Consider the following 21,618-nt stretch of genomic DNA (forward strand, 5'->3'; position numbering starts at 1 on the left):
AGTTGTTCTCCAACGTGGGTTGGGCAGCAGCACGGCAAAATCGCAGCGCTGCTAAATCTTGTAGGGCGAGAATAAACCAAGCTAAATCGTAGCGCTACGATTTTTCATTCGTTTGCGGCGCATTTTTGTTCGCATTCGAAATTTCGAACATCGCGATGGTCACGATTGACTTGCACGCGGGCTGCTTTCATTCTCTTGAGCTTTTGCACCTGAGGTAGCAGATGAGCGACTTACCGGCCACCGTGGCCAACCTCAATGCTGGCCGTCGCAAGGGCAATCGCGTGACCATGGATGTGGTCGCCGAACGGGCCAAGGTGTCGCCCAGCACGGTTTCACTCTTTTTGCGTGACCCTGAAGCGGTGTCCAGCAAGCGCGCCGAGCGCATCCGCCAGGCCATCGAGGAAACCGGCTACACCGTCAACCGCCTGGCAGGCGCCCTCGCCGCCTCCCACAGTCGGGCCGTGGCGGTCATCGTGCCGTCGATGATAAACGCCTTCTTCTCCGAAACCCTGCAGGCCATGCAGGACGTTTTCGAAGAGCGCGGCTATCAGTTGCTCATCAGCAACAGCAACTACGACCCCGAACGCGAGCTTGAACTGCTGCGCGCGCACCTGTCCTGGTCACCGGCGGCGCTGGTTTTGACTGGCAGCCAGCATGAAGCCGCGCGCACCCTGCTGCAGGCCACCGGCATTCCCGTGGCGCAGATGTGGGAACTGGGCGACGCGCCGTTTCACTTGCAAGTGGGGTTCTTCCACGAGCACGTCGGCGCGGCCTTGGCCGAACACCTCTATGACCTGGGTTTGCGCCAGTTCACCTACGTCGGCGCCCGCATGCACCTTGACCACCGCGCTCGCAAGCGTGCCGAAGGCTTCACGGCATGGCTGGCGAACAAAGGCTGCGAGGCCCGGGTGATTGCGTTGCAGGAAGGCACCTCCGATGCGGTGCTGACCCAAGTGTTCGACGAACTGGCGCTGACGGCCAGCGAGCCCCAGGGCCTGTGCTGCTCCAACGACGTGCTGGCCATTGGCGCATTGTTCGAAGCGCGCCGCCGTGGCATCGATGTGCCGGGCGAGCTTGCGATTGCAGGCTTTGGCGACCTGCCCCTGAGCAAACTCAGCGCTCCGCGCCTGACCACGGTACGCCCGTATCCAGTGGAAATCGGGCGTACGGTGGCCAGCCGGCTGTTGCACTGGATCGAAACCGGCACCCTGCCGGCAGAGCCTGAAACGGTGGATCTGGGGTTCGAGCTGATCGTGCGCGAGAGCACCCGCGCGTAGGCCTCGAGACCGCCCCGCGGGCAAGCCCGGCTGCTACGGGATCGGAGTATTTATGAGGTCCGGGGGCAATACCAATAACCTGTGGGAGCGGGCTTGCCCGCGAAGGTGGTGGGTCAGTCACCCTCAATGTGTCAGGTCTGACGCCTTCGCGGGCAAGCCCGCTCCCACAGCTCCGGGTTAGACGAGGGTCACAGATCCGCCGCCAGACCGTAGCAGCACGGCTTGCCGGCGGGGGCGGTGGTGGGGTCAGCGATCCATGCCGCCAAGGCACACGTACTTGGTTTCCAGGTAATCCTCGATGCCGTATTTCGAGCCTTCGCGGCCCAGGCCCGATTGCTTGACCCCACCGAACGGTGCCATCTCGTTGGCAATGGGCGCTGTGTTGACGCCGACCATGCCGTATTCCAGCTCTTCGCTGACGCGCATCACCCGGCCGATATCCCGTGCGTAGAAGTAACTGGCCAGGCCGAACTCGGTGTCGTTGGCCTGCTGGATCACCTCCTCTTCGCTGCTGAAGCGGAACAGCGGCGCCAGCGGGCCGAAGGTTTCTTCCTGGGCGACTTTCATCTCGGCAGTCACACCTATCATCACCGTCGGCTCGAAGAAGCTGCCGCCCAGCGCATGCCGCTTGCCGCCGGTGACCAGCCGCGCACCTTTTTCCAGGGCGTCGCTGATGTGTTCCTCGACCTTGCGCACCGCCGCCTCGTCGATCATCGGGCCCTGGGTCACGCCCGGCTGGGTGCCGTCGCCCAGCAACAGCGAACGTGCTGCCGCAGCCAGTTTCTCGGCAAACAGGTCATAGATGCCGTCCTGCACGTAGATGCGGTTGGCGCAAACGCAGGTTTGACCGGCGTTGCGGAACTTGGACAGCATCGCCCCCTCGACCGCCTGATCCAGGTCGGCATCGTCGAAGACAATGAACGGCGCGTTACCGCCCAGCTCCATCGACACTTTCTTGACCGTGTCGGCGCATTGGCCGATCAGCAGGCGACCCACTGGCGTGGAACCGGTGAAGCTGAATTTGCGCACCAGTTGATGGCGGGTCAGCACGCTGCCGATCTGCGTCGCGCTGCCGGTGATTACGCTGAACACCCCGGCCGGGATGCCTGCGCGTTCTGCCAACACGGCCAAGGCCAAGGCTGACAGAGGCGTCTGGCTCGCAGGGCGCAGCACCATCGCACAGCCTGCCGCCAGGGCCGGCGCGACCTTGCGGGTAATCATCGCGTGGGGGAAATTCCAAGGCGTGATCGCTGCCGTCACGCCAATCGGCTCCTTGGTCACCAGGATGCGTTTGTCGGCCGAGGGCTGAGGGATGGTGTCGCCGTAGATGCGCTTGGCTTCCTCGGCAAACCACTGCACGAACGAGGTGCCATTGGCCAGTTCGCCCCGGGCCTCGGCCAGGGGCTTGCCCTGCTCGGCGGTGAGGATCTGCGCCAGGTCGTCCAGGTTCTCCTGCATCAGCGCGTACCAGCGTTGCAGCAGTTCGGCACGCTCCTTGGCGGTCTTGCGCTTCCATTGCTTGAACGCCCTGTGCGCCGCGACCACCGCGCGCTCGGCTTCGGCTTCGCCCATTTGCGGCACGCTGGCGATGACCTCGCCGGTGGCCGGGTTGGTGACGTCGAAGGTCTGGCCGTTGTCGGCGCCGACCCACTTGCCGTCGATGTAGGCCTGTTGCCGGAACAACGATGAATCCTTGAGATGGATCATGAAAAGCGAACTCCTGTGAAGGTCAGAAAAATCGGCGGCATCAGTGAATCGGCGGCTCGGGCACCACTTCCCCGGCTTGCAGGAAGTCGAAGTCGCAGCCCTCGTTGGCCTGGGTCACATGCTGTTGATAGAGCGCGGCGAACGAACGCCCGTACTGGCGGTGGACCGGGACGTGTTCTGCGCGACGGCGAGCCAGTTCGTCGTCACTGACGCGCATGTTCAGGGTGCCGGCGGCGATGTCCAGGTCGATGATGTCGCCGGTGCGCACCAGGCACAGCGGCCCGCCCACGGCGGCTTCCGGGGCCACATGCAGGACGCAGCTGCCGTAGTGGGTGCCGCTCATGCGCGAGTCGGAAATGCGCAGCATGTCGCGCACGCCAGCCTCCAGCAGCTTTTTCGGAATCGGCAGGTTGCCCCACTCCGGCATGCCCGGCGCGCCCACGGGGCCAGCGTTGCGCAGGACCAACACGGTGTCGGCGGTGATCTCCAGCGCCGGGTCGTCGATCATCCGGCTCAGGGTTTCGTGATCGTCGAACACCAGCGCGGGGCCTGAATGCTTGCGCAGGCTGGGGTTGGCGGCGGACGACTTCATCACCGCGCCATCGGGGCACAGGTTGCCGCGCAACAAGGCCAGGGTTGAACCCTGGTCCAGCCCGACCACCGGGTTGTCGAGGCTGCGGATAATGTCGCTGTCGTAGCACTTGGCGTCGGCCAGCAGGCTGTCCCAGGTCTGCCCGGTGGCACCGGCGCAATCCAGGGACAGGAACGGCGTGATTTCACGCATCAAGGCGCGCAGGCCGCCAGCGAAGTGGTAGTCCTCCATCAGCGCGTTGCCGGACGGGAACAGGTTCAACAGCACCGGAATCTTCGCCGCCGTTTCAGCCAGTTGATCCAGGGTCAGGTCGATGCCTGCGCGGCGCGCGACGGCGATCAGGTGAATCGCGGCGTTGGTCGAGCCGCCCATGGCCATGTACACCGCGACGCCATTGGCGAAGTGCGCCGGGGTCAGCCAGGTGGACGGGCGACGATCACGCCAGACCAGGTCGACAATGGTCTCCCCGCACTGGGAGGCCATGCGCGGGTGCGCGGCATCGGCGGCCGGAATGCTCGAAGCGCCTGGCAGCGTAAACCCGATGGCGTCGGCGATGCTGGTCATGGTGGACGCCGTGCCCACGGTGTTGCAGGTGCCGATGGAACGGGTCATCGCCCCTTCCAGTTCTTCCCAGGCCACGGTGTCGATCAGGCCCAGGCGGCGCTCGTCCCAATACTTCTTGGTGTGCGTCCCGGCGCCGGTTTTCACCCCGCGCCACTTGCCGTTGGACATCGGGCCTGCCGGGCAATAGAGGATCGGCAGGTCCATGCTCAGGGCACCCATCAACAGCCCCGGGGTGGACTTGTCGCAACCGCCGAGCAAGACCGCGCCGTCGATGGGCAGCGAGCGCAGCAGTTCCTCGGCCTCCATCGCCAGCAGGTTGCGGTAGAGCATGGTGGTGGGCTTGACCATCACCTCGCCCACCGATTGCACCGGCAGTTCCACCGGAAAGCCGCCCGCGGCCCACACGCCGCGCTTGACCGCTTCGGCGCGCTCACGCAGATGCGAATGGCACGGTGACATTTCGCTCCAGGTGTTGAGGATGGCGATCACCGGCTTGCCCATGAACTCCTCGCGGCGCAACCCGATCTGTTGCAGGCGCTGGCGATGGGCGAACGCACGGATGGTGTCCGGGGCGAACCAACGCTGGCTGCGCAGTTCTTCCAGTTTCTTGGTTTTTTCGGACATGAAGTTAGCTTCCACTGATTGATTCAAAAGGCTGTTTTCAACGGTTCGGGCGCAATGGCTAAAGGGCCAGCAACGCTTGCCCCACCAGGCTCGCGCCGGCCAGCAATAGCAAGGCGAACACACCGTACTTCAAGATTTTCGGGGCAATGGCCGGCGGACGACGGCGCATGTACCAGGTCAGCGCGAACACCACCGGCACCGCTTCCAGCGTCAGGTAGCCCGATTGCAGGTCGAAACGCCCGGTGCTGGTCAGCAGGATCAGGCGCATGAGCGCGTTGACGGCAAACACCACGATCAGGGTGTCGCGTACCACGTTGGTCGGCAGCGGCTGGCGGTAGAGTTGATAGACCAGCGGCGGCCCGGCACTGGAAAACAGCCCGCCCATCACGCCGGACAACCCGGCGAAACAGGAAAAGCTGGTCCAGCCCGACAGACGCTGCAGATGGCGCGAGCGCACCACCAGCAGGAAACTGCACAGCACGATGGTCGAGCCCAGCAGCAGTTGCAGCAGATCGCGCTCATGGGTGCCGAGCAACCCCAGCAATTCCACCCCGGCAGCCACGCCCAGCAGGCTGCACAGCAGAATCAGCGCCAGCAGTTTCGGCGCCAGGTCCGGGCGGCGGCGCAACATCACGAAGGCATTGACCAGGGTCAGCACCGAGCTGACGTTGGCCACGGTTTCAACCGGGGCCAGTTGCAACAGGCCGGTCAGCCCCAGCAGCAACAAGCCGAAGGCAAAGCCGGTGGTGTTCTGGGCGAAGGTCGCCACCGCGACACAGAACAGAAAGCCCAGATGCGCGCTGACACTCATCATTGTTCGTCCGCCTGCCGGGTCAGTAAGGCGTCGCGACGGCTGCCGGGGCCTGATTGGCCTTGAGCGCCTTCAGGAATTCGTTGGCCTTGTTCATCATCATCGCCATGTCCGAGGCCACCGCGGCGAACGCATAGCCTTGTTCCAGATAGCTCTGCACCAGTTGCGGGGTGCCGCCGACGATGCCCATCGGCATGCCGATTTTCTTCGCCCGCACGATGGCGTCGCTGATCATCGCCTGAATCTCCGGGTGGCCCGGATTGCCGATGTGGCCGCACGCCGCCGAGAGATCGCCAGGGCCGAGGAACAGCGCGTCAACGCCTGGAACAGCGGCGATCTCTTCCAGATTGTTCAGTGCATTCGGGGTTTCGATCTGCAGGATGCAGGTCACGGCGTCGTTGGCTTCGTTGCCGTAATTGGCCCAGGTGCCGTAGCGGCTGGCGCGGTGTACGGCGGCAAAACCGCGAGTGCCGAATGGCGGGTATTTCACGGCGTTGACGGCGGCCCGGGCCTGCTCGGCGTTCTCCACGAACGGCACCATGACATTGAACGAGCCCAGGTCCAGCGCACGCTTGAGCAGTACCGGGTCATTGGCGGCCAGGCGCACGATCGGCTGGGCGCCGGTGCATTGCACGGCCTGAAGGAGCTGCCACAGGTCACGGTATTCGATCGGCACGTGCTCCATGTCCACCAGCAACCAGTCGAACCCGGCATAACCCAGCGCCTCGGCGGTGCTGGCCGAGGCGGACATCAACCAGGTGCCAATCGGCGCATTGAGGCCGCCCAACTGGCTGGCGAACGTGGTGTGCAGTTTTCCTGCGGACATGGCGTGTCTCCTTCTTGTCTTTATAGGAACAGCGCCCGTCATGCCCTCGATTTCTGCAAATTCGCAGCGCTGCGAAATGTGCCGGAAGCATATTGCAGAAACTATCGCAGCGCTACGATTTTTTCATGAAGCAGGTTTGAACGCTTTCGCAGCAGCTCCACTGTGTACACATGTAACAATTGCGTCACAGAGGATTGCTAGCGTGCCAACGCCCTTCAGCTGCCTCTCATTTTGGTACAGACAGACAATGACCTCTGCCGCGCTGCGTCAGCAAATCGTGATCCGCTCCGATGACATGAACTCCGATGATTTCGGCGCGTTGTTCACCCGTGCGTTCGGCAACCTGTATTCCCATTTCCCAACCCCACAGATGCCGATCCGCATATCCGGCGTGTACGGCCGCTATGAGGGCACGAGCTTCAGGCAGATGAGTTACGGCGGTGACTTCGCCTTCGAAACACCGGACATGGACGACGAGATCAGCTTCATCCTGCCCACGGCGGGCCAGGTGATCGTCGACCTTGCGGACCAAGCCATTGGCAACGCTTCAGTGGGCTTGGCGGTGGAGAAATGCGAGATGCGCTCGGTGAGAATGGTCGAGGGGCACAGCCAGTACGGCTTTTCCGTGCGTCGGGGGCTGTTTGTCGAGCGTCTGGCCTTGCTGCTGGGCAAGCCTGCGGTCAAACCGCTCAGATTTCAGCGCAGGGTCGATCTGCACAACGCCGCCTTCGACGGGCTCAAGGCGCTGGTGAAATTTGCCACCAGCGTCGAAGCCGACTCGCTGATCAACGCTCGCGGCCTGATGCCTGAGCGCCTTCAGGAAATGCTCATCGATGCTGTATTACAGGTATGGCCGCACTCCTACAGCGAGGCGCTGCACCGCCCTGCCCCGGGCCTTGCACCCCGGCACGTGAAACTGGCCATGGATTATCTTCGGCAACACCCGCAGTCCATGGTCAGCGGCACGCAGCTCGCGGCTCTGAGCCATGTCAGCCTTCGCGCCCTGCAAGAGGGTTTTCGCCGTTTTGCTGGCACCTCCATCGTGGAATACCAGCGTCAGGTACGCCTTGAGCACGCCTGGCGGTTGCTGCAAGGCGAGCCGTGTTCCTCGGTGCGTGAGGTGGCCCTGAGTCTCGGCTTTTCCAATGCCGGGCGCTTCAGCCAGTATTTTCAGAGCGCCTATGGGGTAAAGCCCCAGGATGTGAAGCTGGGGCTGCACCGTCGTTGACGCTTCAAGCGGCGCCTTAGAATTGATAGCTGGCCTTGAGGCTGCCGCTGAAACCGTGGCTGTCGCCGCCCCCGATCGCCCCGGCCTCGGCACCGATGCTGAACGCGCCCAGGGTCGCCATCATGTTCACCGCGCCATTGAACTGGTCGCGGCTGGCGTAGGCCGCCTGCTGCTGGACGCTCAACCCCAGCAACCCTGCATCGCTCTCGGTCTTGTGGTCACCCAGTACGTGTTCGTAGCCCAGCTCGACCCCAGGCACCAGTTGCCAGCCGCCACTCTGGCCGATGGGTGCGAAGGTCGCCTTGACGTTGCCGAATGCGCTGCGCCGGGTCTGCTGGGTGGCATCCACCTGCAACGCCAGTTCGCTGCCCTTCTCCTGAAATCCTGAAAGGTCCAGGCGCGTGGCGCGCACGCCCAGGCTTGGTTCCAGGGTGACGCTGTTCATCGGCACACGGTAACCCAAGGCCAAACCTGCGCTCGCCAGGTTGCCGTGGGTGTCGCCCTTGGCATCACCCAGGCCGCCGCCGATCTCACGCTTGCTGTGATAGTCCACGTACCCGGCGCTGAGGTCCGCCGCCAGGAACAGGCCATGCTCCAGCCCGTCCGGTGCGAAACGCCCGCCGAGGGTGCCCAGGGTCAGGTCGGTGTCCACTTCGCCTCCCGCACCGCCGACAGTGCCCCGGCTGTAGCCAAAGGCGGCATAGCCGCTCAACTGCTCGGAGAAGCGCTGGCTGATGCCGAACAGCGTGCCTTGAGTGTGCTCGTTGCTGCTGGCAGCGCGGCTAGAACCGTCGGTCCCCAGATAGCCTGCAAGGCCAGTGGTCCATACCCGGCTCTGCCCTTCTTTCAGCCCCACGCCGCTGGTGTAGGCGGCCGTGGCCTGGCCCACCACGCCGGGTTGGCGCAACAGGTAGCTGGCGGCATCGGCATGCACCTGGCCCCCGACGGTGGACTGCACGCCACCCAGGCTCCCGGCGTCCAGCGCCGATTGCAGGTAGAAGTTGTAGGCGCTGTAGTTTCCCGAGAGGCTGCTGTTCTGCAACTGCTGCAGCAAACGGGCGCCGGCGGCATCGTTGCCCAGAAACTCGGCCTGTCCGGGAAGGCTGTTGTAATAGACCATCTTGGCCCGCAGCACGTAGATGGTTTCCTGAGACAGCCCGAGGCCCTGCTTGAGGTAGTTGTCCATGGAGCCGTATTCGGCGGTCACTTCATCGAGGCCGGCTTGCAGGTAGCTGGCATCGACAGTGAGCAACGGTCCGTAGATCGCCGCCATGCTCGCAGGCATCGCGGCCAGGGTCGCGGCGATCCGCGCAGCGGTGTACTGGTTGGTCGCCAGGTAGTCGCTCATGATGGTGCCGCTGTCCACTCCGGCGATGCTCAACAGCACGGCGGCGGTCCAGCCGGTGCGGTCCTTGCCGGCGGTGCAGTGGAACAACGCCGCGCCGTCGACACCCGCCAGGTCGTTGAACAGCACCGAGAACTGGCTGCGCATGCCGGAGTCGCTGACAAAACTGCGGTTGGCCTGCTGCATCATGGCCACCGCCTCGGCCGCACTGCTGACCGAAATATTGGTGGCATTGGCTCCCGAGACGCCACTGCCGATGATGTCGATGTTGGTGTAAGTGGCGCCGGCTGGCAGCGTGTCGGGCGTCGCGGCGATTTCACTCGCGGTGCGCAGATCGTACACCGCGCTGATGCCCAGGCCATTGAGGATGGCAAGGTCGGAAGCTGTCGGTGTCAGCGCGTTGGAGCGGTAGAACACACCGGCGCGCATGGTCCCGTCCAGTGCGGTGCTGTAGGCCGTGGTGGTGCCTGCGACATCACGGAAATTGTCCATGCCGGCCAGGCGTGGCGTACCCAGAGTGTCGGCGGCGTGGGCGGCGCTGATGGAAAGGGTCAGGACAGAGAGCGTCGGCAAGATGCGGGGAAACACTGTGTAGCCTCCTTGAATACAGGTTGGGCTGGCTACTATCTGCGTCTGTCGGGACCTGATTGTGACAAAACGATGCAGGCGGAAATTGGCTGCGCGATCGGTCTTTTTCTTGCGTGTTTCGTCTGGAGTGCGTCGGTGGGTGCCATGGGCGCCGACGCCGGACAGCTGAAAGGCTGAACGTTCGGCCTTGCAGGCCAGTCGACTCATTACGATGTCCCTGAAGGACAGCGCCCCTCAAACAAGAAGGAAGATTCGACATGGCCAGGTACTTACAGATCAGCGCGCTGACACTCGCCCTCGCATTCGGTTGCCAGGGCGCATTTGCCGCCCAGGATCCCGATGGCTTCGTGGACGATGCGTCCGCCAAGGGCGTCGCCGAAATCGAAGCCGGGAAGCTCGCTCAGGAAAAAGCGGTCAGCGCAGACGTGAAAGCCTTTGCGCAGATGATGGTCACCGATCACACCGCCGCCAACGAGAAACTGAAAACCATTGCCCAGGCGCAGAAGCTTGAGGTGTCCACTTATCCGGAGGTCATGGACAAGATCAAGACCATGATTCTGGAGCTACGAAGCGCCAAGTCGTTCGATCAGGCGTACGCCAACAATCAGGTCAAGGCCCATGAAGCGGCGGTTGCGCTGTTCGAGAAGGAAGCCGCTGATGGCAAGGATCCGCAGTTGAAGGCCTTCGCCGCCCAGACCCTGCCCAAGCTCAAGGAGCACCTGGCTCATGCGCAGAAACTGGCGGCGGCCCATGGTGGTGATGTGGCCAGCCAGTAGGTGTGTGGCGGATTCAAGGACGCCCCCGCCGGCAAGCCGTGCTGCTACGGGTTATGTGGTTGAACGGGATATCCAGAACGCCGCCGAATTACGTAGCAGCACGGCTTGCCGGCGGGAGCGATCTTGAGGCCGCCTCGCCGGCAAGCCGGACTGCTACGGGATCAAGTGGTAGAACGTAGATCACCTGAGCACCGCAGACCGACGTAGCAGTCCGGCTTGCCGGCGTCAGCGGTTTTAGGGTGCCACACAAAGGAAAATATCCACAAACAGCATAATAACCCCTAGCTAAATGCAATTTATAAATATTAGCTTATAGCCAACAGGCCTTTTACACCGTTCATCCATACGAATAAGTTCTGACCACGTTCGACGTCGCCTCACCGACCGAACCTGTTCAAACCGATTTCCAAGGATGACGCCCCATGAGCCACCCACCTTCCGATGGCACCCTGGCCGAGTTGACCCAGGCACTGGCTGCCAGCGCCGAGCGCTCGGACCGCAGCGGTGCGTTCCCCACCGACAATTTCAAACTCCTGCACCGCCACGGCCTGCTGGCCCTGACCGTGCCCACACATCTGGGCGGCGGTGGTGCGGATCTCGAGACCGCGCGCCGGGTGATCGCCGCCGTCGGCAAGGGTTGTCCTTCCACTGCGCTGATCCTGGTCATGCAGTACCTGCAACACGGTCGCCTGCACAAGGACCCGCGCTGGCCTGAACACTTGCGCATTCAGGTCGCCCGAGACGCTGTCGAACACGGCGCGCTGTTCAACACGTTTCGCGTCGAGCCGGAACTGGGCTCGCCTTCCCGCGGCGGGCTTCCGGCCACTGTCGCGCGGCGAACGCCTGAGGGCTGGAGCCTGTCGGGGAGCAAGATCTACTCCACCGGTAGCGTCGGGCTGACCTGGTATCTGGTCTGGGCGCGCAGCGATGACGCAGACCCCTTGGTCGGCGGCTACCTGGTGCACAAAAACACGCCGGGCGTGCGCATTGTCGAGGATTGGGACCATCTGGGCATGCGTGCCACTTGCAGTCATCGGGTGGATTTCGAGGACGCGCTGATCCCGTTGGATCACGCAGTCAGCGTCAGCCCCGCCAGCGAACCTGCCCCCGCGCTGGACGACGAAGGCCTGCTGTGGATGGCCGTGCTGCTGTCGGCGCTGTATGACGGCGTGGCCCGGGCGGCGCGGGACTGGTGGGTGTCCTTCCTGCAGACCCGCACACCCTCGAATCTGGGTACACCCCTGGCCAGCCTGCCGCGTTTTCAAGGGGTGACTGGCGAAATCGACACCCTGCTGTTCACCAACAAGAGCGTGCTGGATGCCGCAGTCCTGGGCCATACAGACCCCGCGACAGCCCCGCAGATCAAACAGGCGGTCTGCGCCAACGCCATACGCGCCGTGGAACTGGCCATCGCCGCTGCGGGCAATCCCGGTCTGTCCCGGCACAACCCTCTGGAACGCCATTACCGCGACGTGCTGTGCAGCCGCATTCATACCCCGCAGGACGACGTGGTCTTTACCCAGGTCGGCCGCAACGCTTTGCTTCAGGAGACTGCATGAGCACTTCGATTATCGCCAGCCAACTGGACGCCGCCGCCAATGCCTACCTGCGCAGCCGCCTGCCGCAGCATGAGGTGATCGATCTTGCGCCGGGCTCCCTTGAGGTGCCCGCCCAGGCCGACGTGCTGCTCATCCGGCCGATCAAAGTGAAAGAGACCCTCACCGCGCCAGTGGGCTGGCCCTGGTCCCTGCGCTGGGTGCAGTTGTCGTCATCCGGGATCGACTTCTTTCCCCACTGGCTGTTTCAAGGTGTGCCGGTGACCAGCGGCAAGGGCTCGAATGCCGACCAGGTGGCCGAGTTCGCCCTGGCGCTGGTGTTCGCCGCCGCCAAGCAACTGCCCGGGTTGTGGGTCAAGGATGCCCACTGGCAACTCACGCCGTTGGCGCCTGTGAGCGGAAGGACGCTAGGCATCGTCGGCTTCGGCCATATCGGCCAGAGCCTGGCGCGCAAGGCCGCGGCGCTGGGAATGCGGGTGCTGGCGGTCGGCAGACCCGGGCAGGCCATCGAGCCGGCGGCGGGTGTCGAGCAGGCGCAGTCGCTCGAGCAGTTGTTCGCCCACTCCGATCACGTGGTACTCGCCGCGCCGTTGACCGCAGGCACTCGCGGGATGATCGGCCACGCCGAGCTGGCCCATGCCAAACCCGGTCTGCACCTGGTCAACATCGCCCGTGGCGGCCTGCTGGATCACGAAGCGCTGCTGGACGCACTGGACGCCGGAACCCTGGGCCGCGCCAGCCTGGACGTCACCGATCCTGAACCCCTGCCCGCCGGCCACCCGCTGTACAGCCACCCCCGGGTATTCATTTCGCCACACACCTCGGCCATTTCCGAAGAAGGCCCCCAGGGGCTTCTGGACCGATTCATCGACAACTTCACCCGCTACCGCGCCCAACTGCCGTTGAGCAACCTGGTCGACGTGCAGCGCGGTTACTGACTTTTTCAGGAGAACACCCATGAGTTCCGTTTCTGTTTTGAACGCCAGCCAGAACACCGTCCGCCAACGTGTCAGCCCCGAGGAATGGGAAGTACGCGTCAAGCTCGCCGCCGCTTACCGGCTGGCCGCGCTGTTTCGCTGGACCGACCACATCTACACCCACTTTTCGGCGCGGGTGCCGGGGCCAGACGAGCACTTCCTGATCAACGCCTTCGGCTTGCTGTTCGATGAGATCACCGCTTCCAACCTGGTAAAAGTGGACGTTGACGGCACCATCATCGACGACCCGCTGGGGCTTGGCATCAACCAGGCCGGCTACGTCATCCATAGCGCGATTCACCGCGCACGCCCCGACCTTCACGCCGTGCTGCACACCCACACCCGCGATGGGGCGGCGGTGTCGGCCCAGCGTGAGGGCCTGCTGCCCATCTCCCAGCATGCGCTGGGCTTCTACAGCCGGGTGGTTTATCACAGCTATGAAGGCGTGGCGCTGGATCTGGACGAGCAATCGCGGCTGGTGGCGAATCTGGGCGACAGCAACATCCTGATCCTGCGCAACCATGGTCTGCTGACCGGTGGCATCAGCGTGGAGCACGCCTTTCGCGAACTGCACGGCCTGGAGCGCGCCTGCAACATCCAGATCGCGGCACAGGCCGGCGGCAATGACGCCCTGCAGCATGCCTCGCCGGCGGCCATCGCCAAGGTCCATGAGCAGTCAAAACGCTATTCCGATGGCAAGGGCGAAGGCATTCAACGCCACTGGGATGCGCTGATCCGCCAGCTCAATCGTGAAGGTCTGGACTATCAGGAGTAAGCCACCATGAATGCACCCCGTATCACGAGGGCGTTGCTGGCTTCGTGCGCCCTGGCGCTGGGCCTGGCCGCGTGCTCGGCTTCCAATGAACAGACCACCGGCAAGACCCTGAACATCACCTTCTTTGGCGACAACACCACGCTGGTGAGTGTCGATCCGTTCCAGGTGTACTGGCTGGAGCATCGCGTCCTGCTGCGCAACGTCGCCGAATCCCTGACCGACCAGGACCCAACCAGCGGCAAGATCATCCCCTGGCTGGCAAGTAGCTGGGAGGTCAGTGACGACGCCCTGGGCTACACCTTCCACCTGCGCAAGGACGTCACCTTCAGCAACGGTGAGCGCTTCGATGCCCAGGCCGTGAAAACCGCATTCGACAGCAACAAGGCATTTGCCAAGGAGCTGCCAGCGACCTTCGGCGCGACCTATCTGGCCGGTTATGACCATGCCGAGGTCATCGATGATTTCACCGTGCGCCTGGTCCTCTCGCGCCCCAACGCTGGCTTTCTGCAAGCCACCTCCACCACCAACCTGGCGATACTGGCGCCGGCCTCGTACAAGCTGACCGCCAAGGAGCGTTCGCTGGGCAAGATCATCGGCACCGGCCCCTTTACCCTCGATCACTACACTCCTGAAGTGGGCGCCCGGCTGGTCAAGCGCGCCGATTACGCCTGGGCCTCGGCCAACGTGAAAAACCAGGGCGCTGCCCACGTCGATGTGGTGGACATCAGCTATGTGCCCGAAGAAAGCGTGCGCAATGGCCTGTTCCTGCAAGGCAAGACCGACATCCTCTGGCCGCGCAATCCGTTTTCCGAAGTGGACTCCAAACTGTTCCAGTCCAAGGGCGCCACGCTGCAAAGCCGCTCGCTGCCAGGCCCTGCGTTGAACCTGTACCCCAACACGCGCAATGCGCGGGTGCTGGCCGATCGGCAGGTGCGCCTGGCGTTGCAGAAATCCATCGACCGGGTGTCCTACGCGCACACCATCTACAACGCCGATTTCCCGGTGGTGAGCGGGATTTACGACGTCACCACGCCGTATTTCAAGGCGCAAACCGACAAGCTGGCCTATGACCCCCAAGGCGCCGAAGTCCTGCTGGACCAGGCAGGCTGGCAGAAACAGGCTGACGGTTATCGCTACAAGGACGGCAAGCGCCTGAGCATCCGCTACAACCTGACACCCGCCGAAACCGCTGGCGACGTGTTGATTCAGGATCAACTGCGCAAGGTAGGCATCGAGCTCAAGATCAACGTGCTGACTCGCGCCGAATGGGTGGCCGGAAATTCCCAGGGCAACTACGACCTGACCTCCACCTACATGACCCGCGCCGATCCGATCATCCTGCAGACCATCCTCGATCCGCGTTCGGCCAACAGCGCGACCCTGGCCACCAACACCTACGAGCCCCACACCCTGGACACCGCCCAGGCGCTGTTCGATGCCGGCATTACCGCGACACAGAGCGCCCAGCGCGAGCAAGCCTACGGAAAATTGCAGGACCTGCTGACCGACGAGGGCTCGGCGTTCCCGATCTATGAGCGGGTCTGGCAGGCGGCGACGTCACCACGGGTCAAGGATTTCCGCTGGACCGCCGAGGGCTTTGCCTTCCTCAGCGACATCGAGGTCGGCAAACCATGAGCGGTTACCTGATTCGCCGCGTGGGGCAGGCGCTGCTGGTGTTGTGGGGCGCCTACACCGTGACCTATTTCATCCTGTACCTGCTGCCCGGCGACACCCTGTCGATCATGCTCAGCGCATCGGGCATGGAAGCCGATGCCTTGTCGCCTGCGGACCTGGCCAAGGCGCGGGCCTACTACGGTCTGGACAAGGGCCTGATCGCGCAGTATCTCGATCTGCTCGGCCGGGCGCTGCACGGCGATCTGGGGCAGTCGCTGTCGTTGAATCGCCCGGTGGTTGATCTGCTCGCCGAACGGCTGCCGCAAACCCTGTCGCTGGCCGGGTTGGCCATCCTCCTGTCGCTGGTGGGCGGCGTGGGGCTGGCCTACCTGACGGCCTACGTGCAATGGCGGCCGTTGAAGGTGGCGCTGACCCGGGTGCCCTCATTCGGGTTCTCGATCCCGGTGTTCTGGATGGGCCTGCTGCTGATTCAGGTGTTCGCCTTTGGCCTGGGCTGGTTTCCAGCCACCGGCAGCAAGGGCGTCGACAGCCTCGTGCTCCCGGCGATCACCCTAGCGATTCCCAGTGCTGCGGTGTATGCCCAGGTCTTGCAGCGCGGTTTTCAAAACGTCTGGCAGGAGCCTTACATCCAGACCGCCTTTGCCAAGGGCCTCAGCCGTGCCCAGGTGCAGGCCCGTCACGGATTGCGCAACGCGGCACTGCCGATTCTGACGCTGGTGGGCCTGCAAGTCGGCAACACCGTCTCCGGCGCGGTGCTGGTCGAGACCATATTCTCGCGCAACGGCGTGGGCCGCCTGGCCCAGGAAGCCGTACTGCGTCAGGACATCCCGGTGGTGCTGGCGATTGTGGCGGTATCGGCGACGGCTTTTGTGGTCATCAACCTGATCGTCGATCTGCTGTACCCCTGGCTCGATCCGCGTATCACTCATTCACCCAAGGTGGCCTGAATCATGGCGACGGATATCCCTTCTTTTTCTGGTGTTGCGCCGGTGACCTGGCGGCGGCGCTCGCGCCTGCGCCGCGCGCTGGATGCCTGGACACCCCTGCTGCGCAAACCGGGTTTCAGCCTGGCGCTGTTCGTGGTGTTGTTCGCATTGACGGCGGCCCTTGTACCGCACTGGCTCAGTGGTTTCGACCCCTATGCGACCTCTCCTCGGGAAAAACTGCTCGGGCCGAGCACGCTGCACTGGTTCGGCACCGATGAACTGGGGCGCGACCTGTATACGCGAGTGATCTACGGTTCCAGCCTGTCGGTGCAAGCCGCGCTGCTGGCCGTTGGGATCGCCTTGAGCGGCGGGCTTGGGCTGGGTGTGCTGGCAGGTTTCGCTGGCGGGCGTCTCGACGCGCTGATCATGCGCGTCATCGATGTGAAACTCGCCCTGCCCGGCCTGCTGCTGGCGCTGGCCATTGTCACCGCGATTGGCTTCGGCACGGTCCCGGTTGCCATCGCAGTGGGCGTCGGAATCGTTCCAGGTTTCGCCCGCACCACCCGCGCCGAAGTATTGCGCATCAAGACGCTGCCCTACGTAGAAGCGGCGCGCCTGGGCGGTGCCAGTTGGCGGCGCACCCTGCTGCGCCATGTGTTGCCCAACGCCTGGAGCCCGGTTGCGGTGCTGGCAACCCTGGACTTCGGCGCCGCCATTCTCGCCACCGCAGGCTTGAGCTTCCTGGGCTTTGGCGCCGCGCCTCCGGCGGCCGAATGGGGAACGCTTATCGCCAATGGTCGGCACTTTCTGGTGACCGCGCCCTGGGTTTCATTGCTGCCCGGCGCATTTGTCGTCGCCGTGGTGTTCAGCCTCAACCATATCGCCCGCACATTCGAGGAGCATCAGCGATGAGCCAGTCCCATTTGCTGGATGTGCGCGATCTGTCCGTCAGCTATCGCTCCAAGGGCCTGGTCACTCAGGCGGTAAGAGGCCTGTCCTTTACCCTGCAACGCGGTGAGACCGTGGCCATCGTCGGGGAATCCGGGTCGGGCAAATCGACCCTCGCCAACGCCCTGCTCGGGTTGTTGCCGGTGGCTGCCTCTATCGATCAGGGCGAACTGCGAGTCGGCGATGTTGAGATGCGAAACGCCAGTGAACGCCAGAAACGCCTGATCCGCGGGCGCACCATCGGCCTGGTGCCGCAGGACCCGATGGTCAGCCTCAATCCTACGCTGAGGGTCGGCCAGCAGATCGGCGAGGCGCTGAAGCTGGCCAACGGACGGGGTTATCGCAGTGCCGATGCCGGTGTCGTGGAATTACTGGGGCTGGTGGGGCTGGACAACGCGGTACTGCGCGCCCGGCAGTATCCCCATGAGCTGTCCGGTGGCATGCGCCAGCGTGTGTTGATCGCCATTGCCATGGCCGGCAATCCGCAACTCATCATCGCTGACGAGCCCACCAGCGCGCTGGATGTGACGGTGCAGCGCAAGATCCTCGACCATCTGCAACGTCTGGTGGCCGAACGCGGGATTTCCCTGTTGATTATCACCCACGACCTAGGTGTCGCCACGGACCGCGCCGACCGATTGCTGGTGATGAAACAGGGCGAGTTAGTGGAGCAAGGCACGCCACGGCAGATCCTTGATACGCCACAGCATCCGTATACCCGGGCGCTGCTGGCAGCTGCTCCGGCATTTTCGACTGCGTCGAGGCGCTTTCCCGTAAAACCCGGGCGGCCGATTCTGAGCCTGCAAGGCGTGGGCAAAACATTTGAACTGCCTGGTCTAAAAGGCCAGGGCCGACAGTTTGCCGCCCTTGAGGGGTTGAGCTTTGACCTGTCTGCGGGCCAGACCCTGGCGATTGTCGGCGAGTCCGGTTCGGGGAAAAGCACGACGCTGCGCATCGCCCTCGGCCTTGAGCAGCCGACCCGAGGCCGGGTGTTGTTCGAAGGTCAGGATGTCACAGGGTTGAGTTGGAAAGCCTTTAGGCCTCTGCGCCGGCGGATACAGCTGGTGCAGCAGAATCCGTTTTCGGCGCTGGATCCGCGGTTCACGGTGTTCGATTGCATTGTCGAGCCGCTGGTGTCGTTTGGGCTGTTGAAGGGCGCAGCGCTTGAACAGGCCGCAGTCGAACTGATGGGCCGGGTGCAGTTGCCGGTGCACTTTCTTGATCGCCTGCCCCATGAGTTGTCCGGCGGGCAGCGTCAGCGTGTGGCGATTGCCCGGGCATTGGCGTTGAATCCGGATGTGCTGCTGCTCGATGAGCCTGTGAGTGCGCTGGATGTGTCAGTGCAGGCGCAGATTCTGGACCTGCTGGATGAGTTGCAGCGCGAGTCGAATATTGCCTATGTGCTGGTTTCCCACGACCTGGCAGTGGTGGCGCGGATGGCCGATCAGGTGTTGGTGTTGCGTCAGGGCCGGGTCGTCGAGCAGGGAGCGCTGAGGCAGGTATTTGAGCGACCGACCAGTGAGTACACCCGCGAGTTGCTGGCGGCGATCCCCGGGGTGGGTGGACGGATGGCAACGCCGGCTCAGGTCCTGAAGGTCGCCGTTTAAGCCTACGCCACCGAACCGTAGCAGCACGGCTTGCCGGCGGGGGCGTCCGCAAGATCGCTCCCGCGGGCAAGCCCGGCTGCTACGGGATTTGTGGCGTTCGGGGGATTTGCGTACACCCAAGGCCCCGTAGCAGTCCGGCTTGCCGGCGAGGCGCCCTCAAGATCGCTGTCGCCGGCAAGCCGGACTGCTACGCTGGGCATTGCCTGACCGTTGTCCTAGACGCTTGCGCCATCCGTTGGTTAGCATGGTGGGTTCTCTATGAAACCCTTGAACGGAGCGACGCATGTCCATCCAACAAACGCCCGGGCATGTGCTGCCGGGGCGCGCCGCAGCGAAAATGGAAGCGGCGATGGCAGTGGGAAGCTTTGCCATCGGTACCGGCGAATTCGCCATCATGGGCCTGATGCCCGATATCGCCAACAACCTGCACCTGACCGAACCCCAGGTCGGCCATGCCATCAGCGCCTACGCGCTGGGCGTGATGGTCGGTGCTCCGCTGCTGGCCATCCTTGGCGCCAAGTTGCTGCGCAAGAACATGCTGATGCTGCTGATGGTGCTCTATGCGCTGGGCAACATTGCCACCGCGTTCACCCCCTCCTTCGCCTCACTGGTGGCGTTCCGTTTCATCAGCGGCCTGCCCCACGGCGCCTATTTCGGCATCGCAGCGGTGGTCGCCTCCAGCATGGTGCCGTCCAATCAGCGCGCCGGGGCAGTGGCGCGGGTGATGATGGGGCTGACACTGGCGATGCTGCTGGGTAACCCCATCGCCACCTTCCTGGGGCAGTTCATGGGCTGGCGCTCGGCGTTCGGCCTGGTGGGCGTGATCGCCGTCACCACCATCGCCCTGATCTGGCACCTGGTGCCTGACCGCCACGACGAGCCGCGCAGCGATCCCCGCAAGGAGCTGCGTGCGTTCACCAAGCCTCAGGTGTGGATGGCGCTGGGTATCAGTTCGGTGGGTTTCTCCGGGATGTTCTGCGTGTTCAGTTACCTGGCGCCGACCATGCTGGAAGTCACCCGCGTCACCCCGCAATGGATTCCGTTCGGGCTGGCGGCGTTTGGCGTGGGCGGCATCATCGGCAACATCGTGGGCGGCAAGCTGTTCGACCGCATGCAGTTCCGCGCGGTCGGCGTGCTGCTGGTGTGGTCGATGGGCGTGCTGCTGTTCTTCCCGTTGGCGGCAAGTTCGCTTCCGGGCGTACTGCTGGGCATCGGTCTGGTCGGCACCATGGTCGCACTGGCCGCGCCGCTGCAGATCCGCCTGATGGACATCGCCCATGAAGCGCCAAGCCTTGCGGCGGCGTCCAACCATGCGGCGTTCAACCTGGCCAACGCGCTGGGCCCGCTGTTCGGCGGCATCGCCATCAGCGCGGGGCTGGGCTGGACCAGCACCGGTTACATCGGGGCAGCCACCGCCCTGGCGGGCCTGGGTATCTACCTGATCGCCCGGCGCATGAAAGGCGGCGACTGACGTCCCTCCTCCGCACGCCGGTGCCGGGCCACGCCAGCCGCCCGCACCGGCAACCTGCGGGCTGATTTCACAGCCTAAGCTAATTCCCAAACGGTATTTAAACCTAATTTAATAGAACCTTATGCTTGGTTTCAGGTCGCGAATCATCCTCGAATTCGCGCTGAACCCAAGGCATCTAGAGAATGACGATCAAGCACTGGACGGCAAAAGCTACATTGGCGCTGGGTGTGTTCACGCTGTCGGTGGCGGCCCACGCCGCTGACCTGACCATCGGCTACATCACCGGAATCGACCCGGTCAAACGCGCCATCGCCGATGGCGAATACGAAAAGGCAATTGGCTCGAAAATCAACTGGCGTCAATTCGAAGCGGGTCCGGCGGTGGTTGCCGCGATGGCCTCGGGGGACGTGCAGATCGGCAACCTGGGTTCCAGCCCGCTGGCGGCCGCCACCTCGAAAAACCTGCCGCTGGTGGCGTTCATCGTCACCTCGCAAATCCAGAGTTCTGAGGCGCTGGTGGTGCGCAATGGCAGCGGCATCAACAAGCCCGAAGACCTGATCGGCAAGAAGATCGCCGTGCCGTTCGTGTCCACCTCTCACTACAGCCTGTTGGGCGCACTCAAGCACTGGAACATCGATCAGAAGCAGGTCACCATTCTCAACCTGACGCCGCTGCAGATCACCGCTGCCTGGAAACGCGGCGACATCGACGGCGCGTTCACCTGGTCCCCGGCCCTGGGGGAAATTCGCAAGACCGGCAAGATTCTCACCGACGCAGGCCAGGTCTCCCAATGGGGATCGCCAACGTTCGAAGTGTGGGTGGCGCGCAAGGATTTCGCCGAGAAACACCCTGAGGTCGTCGCCAGTTTCGCCAAGGTCAGCCTGGCTGCGATTGCCGATTACACGGCGCACAAATCGCAGTGGACGGTAGATTCGGAACCGGTCAAGACCATCGCCCGCTTCACCGGCTCCAACGCTGCGGATGTGCCGGAACTGCTCGACGGCTCGCACTTCCCGACCGCAGCCGAACAGCAATCCCCTGCGCTGCTGGGCGGTGGCACGGTCGCGGACATTGCGAAAACGGCTGAGTTCTTGAAGGATCAGGGCAAGATCGAGAAAGTGCTGCCTGACTATTCCTCGTTTGCCACTGACAGGTTCATCAAGGAATAGACCGGTTGGTCTGATGCTGTAGCAGCACGGTTTGCCGGCGGGGACATGCTCTAGATCGCTCCCGCGGGCAAGCCCGGCTGCTACGGGGTGTGGGGGTGTTTGGAAATTTTGCATCCGCCGCAAAATCCGTAGCAGCACGGCTTGCCGGCGGGAGCGATATCAAATGCGCCGCCGCATATGGATCAAACGCACATTTCGTGGGAGCGGGCTTGCCCG

General features: G+C 63.6%; 17 protein-coding genes. 12 read left to right on the top strand and 5 right to left on the bottom strand.

The genetic code is table 11. The features are described 5' to 3' along the window. Positions 1-221 precede the first annotated feature (221 nt). Positions 222-1,277, top strand: a complete 1,056-nt coding sequence (locus tag NPS29_RS04815; RefSeq protein ID WP_274131040.1) for a LacI family DNA-binding transcriptional regulator — start codon at positions 222-224, stop codon at positions 1,275-1,277. A 246-nt stretch (positions 1,278-1,523) separates the two neighbouring features. On the opposite strand, the gene NPS29_RS04820 is transcribed toward NPS29_RS04815, so the two are convergent. From NPS29_RS04820 to NPS29_RS04835, 4 genes are read right to left on the bottom strand one after another with little or no spacing between them, the layout of a single operon-like run. After that, entirely contained in the window at positions 1,524-2,984 is a 1,461-nt protein-coding gene (locus NPS29_RS04820) for a 3-sulfolactaldehyde dehydrogenase (RefSeq protein WP_337993878.1), read from the bottom strand. A 40-nt stretch (positions 2,985-3,024) separates the two neighbouring features. Beyond that, positions 3,025-4,764 carry a 6-deoxy-6-sulfo-D-gluconate dehydratase gene (locus NPS29_RS04825; protein ID WP_274131042.1) on the bottom strand — a complete coding sequence of 580 codons (1,740 nt, stop codon included), beginning with the start codon at positions 4,762-4,764 and terminating at the stop codon, positions 3,025-3,027. A 58-nt stretch (positions 4,765-4,822) separates the two neighbouring features. After that, on the bottom strand, positions 4,823-5,578 hold the full coding sequence (locus tag NPS29_RS04830; RefSeq protein WP_274131044.1) for a TSUP family transporter: 756 nt from the start codon (positions 5,576-5,578) through the stop codon (positions 4,823-4,825). A gap of 19 nt (positions 5,579-5,597) precedes the next feature. Continuing rightward, the gene (locus NPS29_RS04835; RefSeq protein WP_274131046.1) at positions 5,598-6,401 is read right to left on the bottom strand and encodes a 2-dehydro-3,6-dideoxy-6-sulfogluconate aldolase; all 804 of its coding nucleotides are present in this window, start codon (positions 6,399-6,401) and stop codon (positions 5,598-5,600) included. 247 nt (positions 6,402-6,648) lie between these two features. On the opposite strand from NPS29_RS04835, the gene NPS29_RS04840 reads away from it, so the two are divergent. Further along, on the top strand, positions 6,649-7,629 hold the full coding sequence (locus NPS29_RS04840) for an AraC family transcriptional regulator (RefSeq protein ID WP_274131048.1): 981 nt from the start codon (positions 6,649-6,651) through the stop codon (positions 7,627-7,629). 16 nt (positions 7,630-7,645) lie between these two features. On the opposite strand, the gene NPS29_RS04845 is transcribed toward NPS29_RS04840, so the two are convergent. Next, positions 7,646-9,562, bottom strand: a complete 1,917-nt coding sequence (locus NPS29_RS04845; protein WP_274131050.1) for a tyrosine-protein phosphatase — start codon at positions 9,560-9,562, stop codon at positions 7,646-7,648. Between the two features lie 257 nt (positions 9,563-9,819). Between NPS29_RS04845 and NPS29_RS04850 the strand changes: the two genes are divergently transcribed. From NPS29_RS04850 to tauA, 10 genes are all read left to right on the top strand, one after another. Continuing rightward, a complete protein-coding gene (locus NPS29_RS04850; RefSeq protein WP_274131052.1) occupies positions 9,820-10,338 on the top strand; it encodes a DUF4142 domain-containing protein in 519 nt (172 codons plus the stop codon). A gap of 422 nt (positions 10,339-10,760) precedes the next feature. After that, entirely contained in the window at positions 10,761-11,897 is a 1,137-nt protein-coding gene (locus tag NPS29_RS04855; protein ID WP_274131053.1) for an acyl-CoA dehydrogenase family protein, read from the top strand. Further along, positions 11,894-12,832 (top strand): D-isomer specific 2-hydroxyacid dehydrogenase family protein, encoded by a 939-nt coding sequence (locus NPS29_RS04860; protein ID WP_274131054.1) that lies wholly within the window; start codon positions 11,894-11,896, stop codon positions 12,830-12,832. Before NPS29_RS04855 ends, NPS29_RS04860 begins: the two co-directional genes overlap by 4 nt. A gap of 19 nt (positions 12,833-12,851) precedes the next feature. After that, positions 12,852-13,646 (top strand): class II aldolase/adducin family protein, encoded by a 795-nt coding sequence (locus NPS29_RS04865; RefSeq protein WP_274131056.1) that lies wholly within the window; start codon positions 12,852-12,854, stop codon positions 13,644-13,646. Positions 13,647-13,652: 6 nt separating this feature from the next. Then, on the top strand, positions 13,653-15,281 hold the full coding sequence (locus NPS29_RS04870; RefSeq protein ID WP_274131057.1) for an ABC transporter substrate-binding protein: 1,629 nt from the start codon (positions 13,653-13,655) through the stop codon (positions 15,279-15,281). Next, the gene (locus NPS29_RS04875; RefSeq protein ID WP_274131058.1) at positions 15,278-16,228 is read left to right on the top strand and encodes an ABC transporter permease; all 951 of its coding nucleotides are present in this window, start codon (positions 15,278-15,280) and stop codon (positions 16,226-16,228) included. Before NPS29_RS04870 ends, NPS29_RS04875 begins: the two co-directional genes overlap by 4 nt. 3 nt (positions 16,229-16,231) lie before the next feature. Beyond that, positions 16,232-17,119: an ABC transporter permease gene (locus NPS29_RS04880; RefSeq protein WP_274131059.1), complete on the top strand. Its 888-nt coding sequence runs from the start codon at positions 16,232-16,234 to the stop codon at positions 17,117-17,119. Continuing rightward, complete coding sequence (locus tag NPS29_RS04885; RefSeq protein ID WP_274131061.1) at positions 17,116-18,762, top strand: dipeptide ABC transporter ATP-binding protein; 1,647 nt, start codon at positions 17,116-17,118, stop codon at positions 18,760-18,762. Before NPS29_RS04880 ends, NPS29_RS04885 begins: the two co-directional genes overlap by 4 nt. Before the next feature lie 283 nt (positions 18,763-19,045). Beyond that, positions 19,046-20,233 carry an MFS transporter gene (locus NPS29_RS04890; RefSeq protein WP_274131063.1) on the top strand — a complete coding sequence of 396 codons (1,188 nt, stop codon included), beginning with the start codon at positions 19,046-19,048 and terminating at the stop codon, positions 20,231-20,233. Between the two features lie 182 nt (positions 20,234-20,415). Then, the gene (gene tauA, locus NPS29_RS04895) at positions 20,416-21,402 is read left to right on the top strand and encodes a taurine ABC transporter substrate-binding protein (protein WP_274131065.1); all 987 of its coding nucleotides are present in this window, start codon (positions 20,416-20,418) and stop codon (positions 21,400-21,402) included. The last annotated feature ends 216 nt before the right edge of the window (positions 21,403-21,618 follow it).

The organism is Pseudomonas putida, assembly GCF_028682175.1.
GTDB lineage: Bacteria > Pseudomonadota > Gammaproteobacteria > Pseudomonadales > Pseudomonadaceae > Aquipseudomonas > Aquipseudomonas putida_AD.

Bases quoted from the DNA above. Each gene is read 5' to 3' on its own strand.
- NPS29_RS04815 (WP_274131040.1), top strand. From the start codon at position 222: ATGAGCGACTTACCGGCCACCGTGGCCAACCTCAATGCTGGCCGTCGC.
- NPS29_RS04820 (WP_337993878.1), bottom strand. From the start codon at position 2,984: ATGATCCATCTCAAGGATTCATCGTTGTTCCGGCAACAGGCCTACATC.
- NPS29_RS04825 (WP_274131042.1), bottom strand. From the start codon at position 4,764: ATGTCCGAAAAAACCAAGAAACTGGAAGAACTGCGCAGCCAGCGTTGG.
- NPS29_RS04830 (WP_274131044.1), bottom strand. From the start codon at position 5,578: ATGATGAGTGTCAGCGCGCATCTGGGCTTTCTGTTCTGTGTCGCGGTG.
- NPS29_RS04835 (WP_274131046.1), bottom strand. From the start codon at position 6,401: ATGTCCGCAGGAAAACTGCACACCACGTTCGCCAGCCAGTTGGGCGGC.
- NPS29_RS04840 (WP_274131048.1), top strand. From the start codon at position 6,649: ATGACCTCTGCCGCGCTGCGTCAGCAAATCGTGATCCGCTCCGATGAC.
- NPS29_RS04850 (WP_274131052.1), top strand. From the start codon at position 9,820: ATGGCCAGGTACTTACAGATCAGCGCGCTGACACTCGCCCTCGCATTC.
- NPS29_RS04855 (WP_274131053.1), top strand. From the start codon at position 10,761: ATGAGCCACCCACCTTCCGATGGCACCCTGGCCGAGTTGACCCAGGCA.
- NPS29_RS04860 (WP_274131054.1), top strand. From the start codon at position 11,894: ATGAGCACTTCGATTATCGCCAGCCAACTGGACGCCGCCGCCAATGCC.
- NPS29_RS04865 (WP_274131056.1), top strand. From the start codon at position 12,852: ATGAGTTCCGTTTCTGTTTTGAACGCCAGCCAGAACACCGTCCGCCAA.
- NPS29_RS04870 (WP_274131057.1), top strand. From the start codon at position 13,653: ATGAATGCACCCCGTATCACGAGGGCGTTGCTGGCTTCGTGCGCCCTG.
- NPS29_RS04875 (WP_274131058.1), top strand. From the start codon at position 15,278: ATGAGCGGTTACCTGATTCGCCGCGTGGGGCAGGCGCTGCTGGTGTTG.
- NPS29_RS04880 (WP_274131059.1), top strand. From the start codon at position 16,232: ATGGCGACGGATATCCCTTCTTTTTCTGGTGTTGCGCCGGTGACCTGG.
- NPS29_RS04885 (WP_274131061.1), top strand. From the start codon at position 17,116: ATGAGCCAGTCCCATTTGCTGGATGTGCGCGATCTGTCCGTCAGCTAT.
- NPS29_RS04890 (WP_274131063.1), top strand. From the start codon at position 19,046: ATGTCCATCCAACAAACGCCCGGGCATGTGCTGCCGGGGCGCGCCGCA.
- tauA (WP_274131065.1), top strand. From the start codon at position 20,416: ATGACGATCAAGCACTGGACGGCAAAAGCTACATTGGCGCTGGGTGTG.